The 13,025-nt window shown below is 39.9% G+C and carries 11 protein-coding genes; 8 read left to right on the plus strand and 3 right to left on the minus strand.

The genetic code is table 11. The features are described 5' to 3' along the window. Window positions 1-116: 116 nt before the first annotated feature. The 3 genes from DSM106972_RS27695 (at window position 117) to DSM106972_RS27705 (ending at window position 4,139) form a co-directional block, all read left to right on the plus strand. Entirely contained in the window at window positions 117-2,516 is a 2,400-nt protein-coding gene (locus tag DSM106972_RS27695; RefSeq protein WP_127083712.1) for a ribonuclease R family protein, read from the plus strand. A 224-nt stretch (window positions 2,517-2,740) separates the two neighbouring features. After that, complete coding sequence (locus DSM106972_RS27700; RefSeq protein WP_127083713.1) at window positions 2,741-3,349, plus strand: flavin prenyltransferase UbiX; 609 nt, start codon at window positions 2,741-2,743, stop codon at window positions 3,347-3,349. A 94-nt stretch (window positions 3,350-3,443) separates the two neighbouring features. After that, the gene (locus DSM106972_RS27705) at window positions 3,444-4,139 is read left to right on the plus strand and encodes a LapA family protein (RefSeq protein ID WP_127083714.1); all 696 of its coding nucleotides are present in this window, start codon (window positions 3,444-3,446) and stop codon (window positions 4,137-4,139) included. Window positions 4,140-4,168: 29 nt separating this feature from the next. Here the strand turns inward: DSM106972_RS27705 and DSM106972_RS27710 are convergent, their stop codons facing one another. Further along, on the minus strand, window positions 4,169-4,408 hold the full coding sequence (locus tag DSM106972_RS27710) for a hypothetical protein (RefSeq protein ID WP_233787026.1): 240 nt from the start codon (window positions 4,406-4,408) through the stop codon (window positions 4,169-4,171). Between the two features lie 481 nt (window positions 4,409-4,889). Between DSM106972_RS27710 and DSM106972_RS27715 the strand changes: the two genes are divergently transcribed. After that, window positions 4,890-6,449: an NB-ARC domain-containing protein gene (locus tag DSM106972_RS27715; RefSeq protein WP_127083716.1), complete on the plus strand. Its 1,560-nt coding sequence runs from the start codon at window positions 4,890-4,892 to the stop codon at window positions 6,447-6,449. 37 nt (window positions 6,450-6,486) lie between these two features. Next, window positions 6,487-7,035, plus strand: a complete 549-nt coding sequence (locus DSM106972_RS27720) for a shikimate kinase (protein WP_127083717.1) — start codon at window positions 6,487-6,489, stop codon at window positions 7,033-7,035. Between the two features lie 217 nt (window positions 7,036-7,252). Here the strand turns inward: DSM106972_RS27720 and DSM106972_RS27725 are convergent, their stop codons facing one another. After that, window positions 7,253-8,533 (minus strand): FGGY-family carbohydrate kinase, encoded by a 1,281-nt coding sequence (locus tag DSM106972_RS27725; RefSeq protein ID WP_127083718.1) that lies wholly within the window; start codon window positions 8,531-8,533, stop codon window positions 7,253-7,255. A gap of 210 nt (window positions 8,534-8,743) precedes the next feature. On the opposite strand from DSM106972_RS27725, the gene psaM reads away from it, so the two are divergent. Both psaM and DSM106972_RS27735 read left to right on the plus strand, forming a co-directional pair. Continuing rightward, window positions 8,744-8,842: a photosystem I reaction center subunit XII gene (psaM, locus tag DSM106972_RS27730; protein ID WP_019492223.1), complete on the plus strand. Its 99-nt coding sequence runs from the start codon at window positions 8,744-8,746 to the stop codon at window positions 8,840-8,842. A gap of 225 nt (window positions 8,843-9,067) precedes the next feature. Then, entirely contained in the window at window positions 9,068-9,502 is a 435-nt protein-coding gene (locus DSM106972_RS27735) for a slr1601 family putative cell division protein (RefSeq protein ID WP_127083719.1), read from the plus strand. Between the two features lie 249 nt (window positions 9,503-9,751). Here DSM106972_RS27735 and DSM106972_RS27740 read toward each other — a convergent pair whose 3' ends face one another. Further along, window positions 9,752-11,032 carry a hypothetical protein gene (locus DSM106972_RS27740; RefSeq protein ID WP_127083720.1) on the minus strand — a complete coding sequence of 427 codons (1,281 nt, stop codon included), beginning with the start codon at window positions 11,030-11,032 and terminating at the stop codon, window positions 9,752-9,754. A 937-nt stretch (window positions 11,033-11,969) separates the two neighbouring features. On the opposite strand from DSM106972_RS27740, the gene fmt reads away from it, so the two are divergent. Then, the gene (gene fmt / locus DSM106972_RS27745; RefSeq protein WP_127083721.1) at window positions 11,970-12,971 is read left to right on the plus strand and encodes a methionyl-tRNA formyltransferase; all 1,002 of its coding nucleotides are present in this window, start codon (window positions 11,970-11,972) and stop codon (window positions 12,969-12,971) included. Window positions 12,972-13,025: the final 54 nt, after the last annotated feature.

The following is a 13,025-nucleotide window of genomic DNA, read 5'->3' on the forward strand; positions in this document are numbered from 1 at the left end:
GTCCTCTCATATATATTTGAGGGCAAATTAAAATGTACAAGCATGTGGAGTGAGTCATGAACCCGTTTCAACAACACAACAACAAATGATGTTTTGACCAAAGGTCGGTTCACTGCATGGAATTTTCAATCGCTACACTCCTTGCCAATTTCACCGATGATAAATTGGTAGCTCGTAAACTGCTGGAGAAAAAACTTGGCTGCGAAGATGAAGCCAACTTGCAAAAACTTCATATTGCTTTGGAGGTCCTCGAAAAAATCGGGATATTGGTGAAAGAGCGGGGCAAATATCGCCGTGTAACCGAGGAAGGACTTATTGAAGCTAAACTTCGTTGTTCGAGTAAGGGTTTTTGCTTCGCTATCCAAGATGTGGAAGGGGCAGAAGATATTTACGTTCGCGAGAGCCATTTGAGTAATGCTTGGAATGGCGACCGCGTTTTGGTCAGGGTTTTAAAAGAAGGCTCAAGGCGCCGTTCTCCAGAAGGCGAAGTCAAGTTAATTTTAGAACGTTCTAACCATACTTTATTAGCCAGAATAAAACAGGTCGAAGGTGGTTATCGTGCGGTACCTCTAGATGACCGCTTGCTATTTGAGTTAAAACTTTTAGCGAGTAACGGTAATCTCGAAGCTTTAGGGGAAGCTATAGATCACCTAGCTCATGTTGAGGTGTTACGCTACCCACTTGCACAGTACCCACCACTCGGTCGAGTCGTTCAAGTTCTTGGTAGCGATGCAGAAGCTGCTGCCGACATCGATTTGGTAACTTGCAAACATGACCTTTCACGTACTTTTTCTGATGCAGTACTAGATGCGGCATCGAAGTTACCGAAAAAGCTGTTAAAAGCAGATTTGAAAAATCGGCTCGACTTGCGAGAGAAATTTACTATTGCAATTGGTACCGAAGTTGATTCAAATAATATTGAAAACGCTTTAACTTTGGAACCAACACCAAATGGTAATTGGTTATTAGGTTTCCACATCAGCGACCTGACACATTTTATTTTGCCCGACGAAATTCTCGACCGCGAAGCCCTCAAACGTGGACGGTCAGTATATCTCGGAGAACTTGTATTGCCAATGTTGCCTCCAGGAGTTTCAGAAAAATGTGCTTTACTTCCTGGTAACGACCGTTTAGCAATTTCATTTTTGATTACTTTAGAAGCACGAACTGGTAATGTCCTGAAATGGGAAATTCAACCTAGTGTTGTTAAAGTAGACAAGTTCATGACTGAGGAACAAGCAAATGCGGTTCTCGATGGCACTAATGAGGGCACTACTGCCAAAGGTAGAAAACCCAAAGACTCCACCGAAACTATTGACTTGCTGCAAACCCTGCTTCGTCTTAGTAATGCTCTCAAACAAATTCGCTTAACACGTGGTAGTTTGCAGTTAAATTTACCACCAGTACAAAACCCGTATTATGACGAAGGTAGTTTGGGATGCCTTATTGAGAGCGATTCTCCGATGCGAATGCTGTTGACCGAGTTGGTATTATTAGTTAATCAACTTATGGCAACGCACTTAAGCGCCTTGGGAGTTCCAGCAATTTGGCGTGTTCAAGGTGTGCCAGATTCAGAAGATGTTCAAGAAATGCTCAAACTTGCGATTAATTTAGGTGTTGAACTTTCACTTCCAGAAGATATAGAAGTTCAGCCACTTGACTATCAGCAACTAACGCGAGTATTTGCTGAGTCAGCATCCGAGCAGGTGTTAACGTATCTTCTTCAAGACACACTTAAACCCGCAAATTACAGTACTAAATTAGCACCGCACTTTGGTTTGTCATTGTTATCTGGGTACACGCATTTTTGCTCTCCGTTGCGCCGTTATCCAGATTTACTAATGCAGCGTGTTTATTATAGTCTTATTCAAAATGGACGCGACCGTCGTAATACTCGTGTTAAAGAACGAGTTAATTTACGTTCTTCAACATCTCATGCTGAAATTAACTGGAACGTTCTTGCACCTGAACAGCAAAGCGAATTACATAGCGACTTAGCGCGTGTAATTACCCAACTTAACGACCGTGAAAAAGAAGTTCAAGAAGCTGAAACTGATTTAGCTGGTTTACAGCGCGCTTCTTTAATGAAACAGCGCATTGGTGAAGTCTTCAATGGTGTAATTACGGGTGTTCAATCATACGGATTTTTCGTAGAAATTGAAGTGGCAACCGAAGATGAGGATGCTGTAAATCCTTTGAGAGTAGAGGGTTTAGTTCACGTAAGCTCATTAAAAGACGATTGGTACGAGTATCGCGCACGACAGCAAGCATTGTTCGGAAGAAAAAATCGAGCATCATATCGATTAGGTGACCGTGTTGCCGTCCAAGTTAAGAGTGTCGATTACTACCGTCAACAAATCGATTTAGTCACAGTTGGTAGTGATGGAACTCCTATAATTGGTAAAGACTACAACACAGGCGATATGCGTTCTATGTACATGCGTGACGACATCGACCAAGACGACGATGACGATGACGACGACGATGACATGGAGGACTACGAAGAAGACGAGTAAGGGCGGGGTAAGGGCGGGTTAACCCATATCCCATTAGATAAAAGGTCTCTATAAACCCGCCTTCCTCCCGTCGCCCCTCATCCCGTCGCCCCTCCACGCAGGTGCCTCTCCCCTCCCCTCCCCTCCCCTCGCCGCCCCGCCTGGTGCAACTTCCTTATGTAGCGAGGGCGGGTTTAGTGATATTAGCGTTACAATCAGAAATTTCGGTTAACCCGCCCCCTACTGTGTCAAAATCTCTAATTATCGGTATATCCGGCGCCTCTGGATTAATTTACGCCGTTCGTGCAATTAAATATCTTCTTGCTGCTGATTATTCTGTGGAGTTAGTTGCTTCTAAATCAAGTTATATGGTTTGGCAATCTGAACAAGATATAAGAATGCCTTCTGAACCTACCCAACAAGAATTATTTTGGCGCCAACAATGTCAAGTTGATACAGGCAAGCTCAACTGCCATGCTTGGGGTGATGTTGGAGCAAACATTGCTAGTGGCTCGTTCCGTACTTTAGGTATGCTTATTATTCCCTGTAGTATGAGTACTGTTGCTAAACTTGCAGGCGGTTTAAGTTCCGATTTGCTCGAACGCGCAGCCGATGTACAACTCAAAGAAGGGCGTAAACTTGTAGTAGTTCCTCGCGAAACACCTTTTAGTTTAATTCATTTACGAAACTTAACAACGTTGGCAGAAGCAGGTGCCCGTATTGTTCCCGCTATTCCCGCTTGGTATCATAACCCGAAAACAATAGAAGATTTAGTTGATTTCGTTGTTGCCCGTGCGCTTGACCAACTGGATATTGACTGTATACCCATTCAACGTTGGGAGGGTCGAAAATAAAATCGACAATAAACGAAAATAAAATTGTAATGGGGAAGAGGAAAATAACTAGGAATCTAAATTCCCATTACCCTATATTATAATACGAACTTTTATGGCTGTAATTCGTTTAATTATATTAATCGTAGTATTGGGAGGACTAACGCTACTACTAGCGCAGAATTTTTCTCCTGCATTACCGCTAGTGTTTCTCGGCGCCAGAACTCAACCTTTCCCTCTCGCAATGTGGCTACTATTCAGCATAGTCGCAGGCGCCACTACATCATTAATAGTTAATAGCTTATTTGGATTCGCTGGTTACTTTACAAAAGTCAAACCCCAAACTTCAAATCGTGCTAGCTCTAACCGTAAACAAGATACGACACGTCGCGGTTCAGCACCAAATCAAAATACATACAAAAATACTAAAAGTTCTTCCCAAGAGGATGATTGGGACTTAGATGGAGTAAGTGAAGAATGGGATTTTGAAGAGGGGCAAAGAAGACCATCTTCAAACCAAGAAAATTTTGATAGAAGGGTTAGCGAGGAAGAAGTATACGAGCGTCGGCAAACCACGACCAACTCTTCAAAGGCAGATACATCTTATTCATATAGTTCACGCGAACCCAAAAATTCAGGAGTTGGCAAAACCGAATCAATCTACGATGCTGATTACCGGGTAATAGTCCCACCCTTTAATCCAAATACAGAACCTACTCAACCTTCAACCCCACCTCAAAAGAAACAGTCAGGCGATTCGGATGACGACTGGAGCTTTTTCGACGATGATAACGAGAAGGACATTAAGTAAAAGTCCTTCACATTCGTACTTATACATTTTTACGCTTGAGCAGGCGCCTTATGAACGGTTACACTTGGTGCTGCGTCTTCGTGCTTACTATCTTCACGAGACTGTTGTCTAACTTCACCACCCATTGCGGCTTCTTGCAGTTTCATAAACGCATTTAGGTCTTCAGTGTCGTAGCGGGTAGTTAGTAGCTGACGAAGTTGATTTTCCGCTTCCAAGGTTAAATAACCTGTAAGTAGGGCTTCTTGAACAACATCACGAATCCGAGTCATTGTAGGAACCTCTTTCATACCACACTTATACATTCGGACTTTTCTAGATTAGTTATGCAGTGCTAATTGCCGCTTTACAGTAAGGAACAGCAAGAGAAAAATAAAATCTTGGTGTCACACTACAACTGTTGACGGTAACGATGCCTCGAACAAACACTCGTTAACTTAATTACTTGAGATATAACTTTCCTCAAAATAAGTAAAGTATTCCTATTATATCGATAGTAATAACGTCACCGAGTGAGCTATAATTACTCCACCTAAAATTTGTTTCGTCGTCTCATTGCTTACAACCATAAAATAAATAAAGTTTAAATCAAGAATTTTAAAATTCCTGTTAAGACTTAAGATACCGAAGCAAGAATTACCAAGTCACCTAACGAATGTTATTAAATTCGTTAGGATTTTACTCTTTATTTATTCTAGCTTCACAAAAAAATAGTTATTATATTGCTCAAATCAAAGGAAAAACGTTAAAAGAATGACTGCTAGCGACTCACATGCAATCGAAGAGGAATTTGTAGAAGCTAAAAATAACTGGGAATTAGAAAAGCTATACGTTGATTTAGCATCCGCAAAGGGTAAAGCACTAACGCCTGTAGAGAAAAAATTTTTACGCGGGTTACTTTGTGGCTTTAGTCCTGCCGAAATTGCAAACACTGTATATAAAACTCGCAGTAGTAGCACCGTTCGAGTTTACTTATCGAATGGGTTATATAAATATATAGAGGAGATGTTGAGTAATTTATCAGGGAGTAACATTAAAGTCAAAAACTGGAGCCGCGTCACACAACTGTTGGAAAAAGCTGGTTACAAAAAAAATTGGGCATCTATTGAAGCAATCGCTAACTCAGCAATGGCACGCAAAAAAGAAACTCATGTATCAGTAACAATTGCTTCAGTAAAACAAGATTGGGGTGAAGCTGTTGATGTCTCTATATTTTATGGAAGAAGTCACGAGCTTAAGCAACTCCAAGATTGGGTAGTTGAAGGCAGTAGATTAATAGTACTACTAGGAATGGCAGGTGTTGGCAAAACAACATTATCAGTCAAACTTGCACACTTATTTCAAGATGATTTTGAATTTATAATTTGGCGCTCACTACTGTGTGAACCACCTTTAGAACTGATTGTTAATCAACTAATTAAATTTTTGGCGCCACCAGATGTAGAAATAGACAGTACAGTCGAAGTCGCCATTTCTCAACTAATTGACTATTTACGAAACGCACGCTGTTTAATAGTTCTAGACTCCATTGATACAATTTTAGCAGGTGATATAAATAAAAATCAAAGCGATAGTAGCACATTAAGCACCATACAATACCGTCCTGGCTACGAAGGGTATGGTGAATTAATTCGACGTTTAGGAGAGTCAAAGCACCAAAGTTGTGTTTTGCTAACCAGTAGAGAAAAACCCCAAGCTATTGCAGCACTATCAGGTGAAAACCTGCCCGTAAAAGCTTTAAAATTAACAGGCTTAAATCATTTTGACAGTTTATCTATTCTCAGAGCTAAAGGATTAAACAACCTTAAAGATGAAGAAGCAACTACTTTAATCGATTGGTATGCTGGAAATCCATTATTTTTAAAGCTAGTAGCAACAGCAATTCAAGAATTATTCGATGGAAGCTTGTATGAATTTTTACAGCAGGGTACAGTTGTTTTTGGTGAAATACGCGCAGTATTAGATGAGCAATTTGAGCGCTTGTCCCATATCGAAAAGCAGGTAATGTATTGGTTAGCACTTAACCGGAATTTTGTATCAGTACGGAAACTACAAAAAGACATTGTGCCAAGAGTTTCACAACGGTCTATCTTAGAAGCAATCGAATTATTACAAAGAAGGTCTTTGATTGAGCGATATTCTTCAACCTTTTCGCAATCTCCAGTTTTAATCGAGTATATCGCTGAACGTTTAATTGAAGAGAACATGCGTTCTAGTAATGCTCAGATAACATCCCTATTAATTAACCATCCCATTTTTGAGACACAACTCAAAAACTATATTCGTGAGCTGCGCTTTAATAGTGGACTTTGAGGTTAAAGTGGAAAATAGGGTAACTACAATTTGACAGATGACAGACTTATTACAAGATTTAAATGTATACTTGGTTGGCATGATGGGCACCGGAAAGACAACAGTCGGGCGCCTGATAGCACAGCATTTGCAATATGGATTTTTAGATACAGATGATGTAATTACTAAAGCTGCGGGTAAAACAATTAACGAAGTATTCGCAGAAAATGGAGAAGAGGCATTTCGCAATCTCGAAAGTGATGTACTGTCTCAAGTTTGCGCTTACACTAAATTAGCAGTTGCCACAGGTGGAGGTATTATTCTACGGCGCCGAAATTGGAGTTACCTGCATCATGGCTTAGTTGTTTGGTTAGATGCTCCCATAGATGTACTTTATGACCGCTTGGCTGCCGACACAACTCGACCACTGCTACAAGATGCTGACCCCAAAGAAAAACTACGTACCCTTGCTGCTGGGCGCCAAGCATTATATTCTGAAGCAGATTTACATATCACCATTACACACGACGAAACCCCAGAACAAGTAGCTCAAAAAATCATCACTGCGATACCAAGCGTTTTAAAATCCAATATATCTTTAAATTAAGAAGTATCAAATTCAAAGTAAAATTAAAGGGATAGATGATACTCGCCTCAAGTGCGAAACATCCATCCCAAAATTGCTGCCCAGATTATTAACCTGGAACCATTACGCCCAGTGTCTAACCATCCCAGTATCAACCGATATATTTTGATTGTCACTCGTAGAGATACTGAAATATTTAATATTTGCGAAGAAGTGATAAAGTTTAGTTGGGTGGGGGTTAAGCACTGAAGTGCTTATTACGATGAGCCAGCAGGGCAGTCCCATAAGCGGCTTCGGTATAAACTGATGCTTGTACTGGAACGTTTAAATTTCTTTGGCGGATTTGTCTCCAAGCTTGATTTTTGGCACCACCTCCTGCCGTATAAACACTGATGAGTTTATCTGCTCCTAATTGCTGTAATAATTCATATCCCCGTGCTTCAATACGAGCAATTCCTTCTAGCAAACCATGCAAAAATTCAATATCGCTGCTTGGACGTGGTTCTAATCGCGGTTGTAAATTTGCATCATTAATAGGAAAACGCTCTCCCTTGTTAATTAATGGATAATAATCAAGTTTACTATTTTGGGAAATATCTATTTGACTACTAAGATTTTCTAACTCCGAGCTAGAGAAAAATTGCCGCAGTACTGCACCTCCTGTATTAGAGGCGCCACCAACCAGCCATAAGTTTTGTGTATCTTGCGGCTTGAAATTGGGAAAACGATGGCTATAAATACCGTACTGGGAATTATCAATTTTGGTATGGCTTAATAACTTGACAGCAAGTGTCGAACCAAGCGACGTTACTGCCTCACCTGGTAACAATGCACGACTGGCAATAAATGCAGCAATGCTATCGGTTGTTCCAGCACACACTACACATTCCGAATTAAAACCATAATCCACCCATTCCGGCTTAATAGGCGCCACAATACTCCCTGGCGTTAAAACAGTAGGCAACTCTATAGGTAAATTCAAATTTTTTAACCATTGGGGATATTCTAGATTCGATACGTCATATCCTAGCTTTAAAGCATTATGGTAATCGCTAATACCTATTTTTCCGTGTAGCAAAAACCCTAACCAATCAGCTTGATGTAGAAAATATCTTGCAGTATTAGCAGTAGGTAGCTGTAACATCCACAGCAACTTTACTAAGCTAGAAGTGGCACTTAACACGGTGTGATGCGGTGGCGCCACTGGCTTCAAATAGTTGAGCATTACTGCCCCACGTGCATCGTTATAAAGTAATGGAACATCGACAGGCTGCCCAGTCTCCGAGCATAGCATTACAGTAGAAGAAGTACCATTAATAGCGATAGCCTTTACCTGTTTCAAGAGCGGACGTGGAATTTGTTCAATTAATGTAAACAAAGCCGTCCGCCAACCAGCAGGTAAATTATCTGTCGCCCCATCAAAATCGTAACGCCCAGATTGTTCAATTTTCTGCTCAGAATCAATAACTGCACAGCGGGCGCCGGAGGTTCCAAAATCAATACCCAAATACAAAGCCATCTTTCTTATATTTTCTTAACAAAACTTAAAAAACCTCGTTGTAAGCACTTCAGTGCTTTCATATCAAGCACTCCAGTGCTTACAACGGCTTACAACAACAATTCCAACAAACTCCAATTGTTGCATCTTGTAACAACCTATTCCCCATTTTCGGTAAAAAGGTGAAAAGTAGTAAACGAGGTATTTAATCCAATTAGGAGGCTATCACACATGTCTATATCAGATACTCAAGTATATGTAGCTCTCGTTGTTGCTTTAATTCCAGGCATATTAGCTTGGCGTTTAGCATCCGAACTATATAACAACTAGAAAACCCAGAAACCGGGTTTCTAGGAAGAAACCCGGTTTCTATAATAAAAATGAGTGCAAATACTTACCTAAATTGGCAGGTTTATTTTTTGCCAGTGAAATTACAGTAGCAAAATATTAAAAATGGAGTAATATTACAGCAAACCACTGCCGTAATCAGTAGAATAAATAGTTATTTGGCGCTCTTATTTTCGTCAATATAACGAGGTTGTTCTAGGTAATATTATGAACGCAATCCAACCCTCTAGACACTCTTCTGAACAGCCCATCCAACAACCGACTCCAAAGCGGTTAAAGTCTCCTAGACCAAAACGCCATCTCAGGGCACGCTCCTATCAAGTTATGGCGCTTGAAACAACAGCTAAAATTGGCGTCAATGTTGCCCTAACCGTAGCTGCGGTATCTGCTCTAACTCAGCTTCTACCATATCACTGGTCACAGCAAGAGAAACTTCGTGCAATTCGTACCGAAGTTAGTCTTGCAGAAACACGTGTCAGTACTCTAAAAGCCGACTTTAGCCGCAACTTTGACCCTGGTCAAACTAATCAAATTATGCAGCAACAAGGTTATCGATTTGACCCAAATCAACGTCGTATCGTATTTACTGATCAACAAGCTGATTCTTCTGAATCGTTAGATGTACCTCAGTCATCTCCATAAAATTAAATATCAACTAAAATATAAACAGCTAATACCTAAGTACTAAAAATTAGTTGTGATTATTTTGAATTAAATGTTTTTATTACTATTTGACTATTAAGTAATCTTTTAATGGCAGTAATAAATTCAAGAATTATAAATTATTAAAAAAAATCGGGTTATAGGTTGCAATATCAATAAATAGGTTCCTGATTTCTTCTAGAAGCCAGGAACCTAAATAGTTGTAAATTTGATTAAATATTTTACTGATTAACGATAAGCAACTTGTGGGCCAGCCCAAACATCTGTTGCTTGTTTACCAAAAGTTACAGGTTGGTCAACTTCGTTGGCATTATTAGTTTTGCCATCGTCAGAAACAGAAAGAAGTGCCCAGTCTTCTTCACCCATTTCTCCGGCACGGAACAATACGTGGTTAGGTTGAGCTTTACTCCAACCTAATAAAATAGATATTTTTTCGTGGTCGGTTTCTTTATGTGCGGGACTAACGGTATTTGTGAGATTTTTTTCTCGATGCCAAATTACCGCATAATCCGATACATCAGATGTGTTCATTACACCTTCAAAACGTCGTGCCAAAAAGCGGTCTCCTTTTTCTGACCAACTTACTGGTACTAAAACTCCTATTGTTCCTTCGCCGTTTGCGTCAGGTGTCGCCTTCACATTAATTAAAACATCGCTATTGCGCGATGTTGATGAAAGAACCCTTAAATTTTTGGTTTGACGGTCTTCAATAAATAAAACGCTGCTAACGCGACTGTTATGTGTTTCTGGTTTAACTTCGAGTTGAATTCGGCTGTAAACAGCATAGCGACCATCAGGAGAAATAACAGGTACACTACGGTAGTATCGTACACCACCACCAAGTGGCGCCATTGATTCGGTAGTGGCGCTAATCCATTTCATCGGGATAGGGTAAGCACTACCCAGTGGGTCATCAGGATTTTGCTGTGCTTGAGTTGGTTGAGAAGGAGCAGAATAATTGTTGCCATTACTTGATTCTCGCAGTACAGGCGCCACTTTTGCGACTATGATAGAACCGTCTTTCAAAGTGATAGAGTTTGCTTTGTAAGCTTTCAATCTCTCAATTAAGTCACTTTTTTCTGCTGGAATTTCGACAATAGATGAAGAACGACTTACAGGTGGCGCCAGTTCAACAGCCGCTAGCGAATCGTTAGTTGATTCGTTAGTAGAACTATCAGGAGTTTCAAATGAATTAAATGAATTATCTGTATGCTTCGGTTCTTGTGAAGCAGTAACAGCAGCAAGCTGTGCTTCTGTTGAGTTATCGTGTTGTGAGGAGGTATCTGGAGTTGCAGGCAATTGCGAATTAACACCAATACTCTCAACATCCGTATTAGGTGTTGGGATAGAATCAGTTGTGACAACAGAAGTGCTTGCAACTTCCGATGGTGTTGATGAAGTAGCGTGACTACTTGCAGCCGCTAAAGGGGCAATTAGCATCACAACTACAGCGTACTTCAGGAATGGCTTTGTGCGGAACCATCCAGACAACAAAAGGGTTTTCAACATCTGCTGACTCTCTAGATTGGGGGTGTTGCTGTGCTTTATACGAATACTGAGAAAGCGAAACCAGGCAAGCTATAGCTTTTATGTATAACAGGCAACTAAAGCATCGGATGGAAATCCGCCTGAGTATACCATAGTTTTACATAAATGGGTATTTTAAACTACACCTTGAATAATTAACGATAACGAACAATATATAGATACATTTCGGTGCGTGTAATTCCCGAAAACAAATAAATGTTGTATGGGTTACACAACCTCCAAAAGTATAAACCAGTCAATTATAAGCTCAAGTTTAAAAACTGCACACTATGTAACACAAAGTCAATACAGCTACCCGAACGCAGGCAAGTAAGTATAAATCCGAACAAGTGTTTTATCGAGACTTATTTGAGTTTAAACTCACATTTCTCGAATGTAAACTCAAAAATAAAACAAACGTGGTTAAATTCGCAAATATACTATTTATCCTGGTTCAAAGAAACACCTATAGGATAAACTGGTAGATAAAAAATAATAAGAATTGTCTATTCGGTATATGAACTCAGAATAGTAGGGCTTAATTTAATTTAGATTAACTGAACCATTAATCCAATCTACCAAAAGAGTAAACTTTTGTTGCAAGCACTACTCAGACATTAAAGTTAGATATCAAAAGACATGGTAGATGTACTGCCTAGCTATATAGTTAACTTATTATAACCTGACAAGGTTATGTTTTGTCTCTCCTTTTTGTGAAAAACATCAGTAAGTGTTGCTTTAGACATCTAATTTATTTCACTGTCAGACGATGCTCAACCGAATAACTACTGGATAATTGTGTTTTGTGTCACTGACAGTAGCGTTAGTATGATTATGAAGTTAGGCTAACCTTATATATAGTCATCATAGTAAGAATATATTAAAAATTGTAAACTAATAAAATTTGCTCCTCAATTGCATGAAAATAATATTTTTTGGCACACCAGAGTTTGCAGTTTCCACTTTAGAGAAACTACTGAGTCACCCAAGTTTTGAGGTGTTAGCAGTAGTAACTCAGCCAGATAAACGTCGAGAGCGTGGGAATAAATTAACACCATCGCCCATAAAGAGTTTAGCCTTAACTCATCACTTACCCATTTGGCAGCCTTCGCGCATCAAAAAAGACGAAGAAACTTTAACCAAATTAAGGAAATCAGGCGCCGATGCATTTGTAGTTGTAGCATACGGGCAAATACTATCGCAAGAGATATTAGACATGCCTAAACTTGGTTGTATCAACGTACATGGTTCGATATTACCGTACTATCGAGGCGCCGCTCCAATTCAATGGTGTTTGTACAACGGAGAAACCGAAACAGGCATAACAACAATGTTAATGGATGCGGGTATGGATACAGGAGCGATGTTAAAGAAAGTAACAACATCGATCTTATTACTTGACAATGCTCATACACTAGCATCTAGACTTGCAACACTAGGCGCCGACTTATTAGTTGACACTTTAATCTCATTAGAAAATAATCAAATTGAACCAGTTGCCCAAGATAACGAGAAAGCAACTTATGCACCACTAATAAAAAAAGAAGACTATAAAATAGACTGGACAAAAAGTGCGCTTGCACTACACAATCAAATCCGAGGATTTTACCCCAACTGTACCACCAGCTTTCGTGACCAAGCGCTAAAAATAACCGTCACTATTCCCGTTAGCACTACACACCCAATTGATTTACCCGAAGAATATAAATCAATATTAGACAAAGTACCAGAACAATTAGAGAATGCAAAACCAGGAGAAGTAGTTAGCATTATTAAAGGAATGGGAGCATTAGTCCAAACTGGAGATGGAATGCTACTGCTATTAGAAGTTCAACCCTCTGGTAAACGTCCGCAATCTGGATGGGACTTTGTAAATGGAACACGCTTAAATATAGGAGAAGTGATGAGTGCTGAGTGCTGAGTTTTATTCCTAACTCCTAACTGTACAGACCGTATTAATTCGGTCTGTACTCAG

Origin of the sequence: Dulcicalothrix desertica PCC 7102 (genome assembly GCF_003991905.1) — a bacterium.
In the GTDB taxonomy this organism is placed as follows: Bacteria; Cyanobacteriota; Cyanobacteriia; order Cyanobacteriales; family Nostocaceae; genus Dulcicalothrix; species Dulcicalothrix desertica.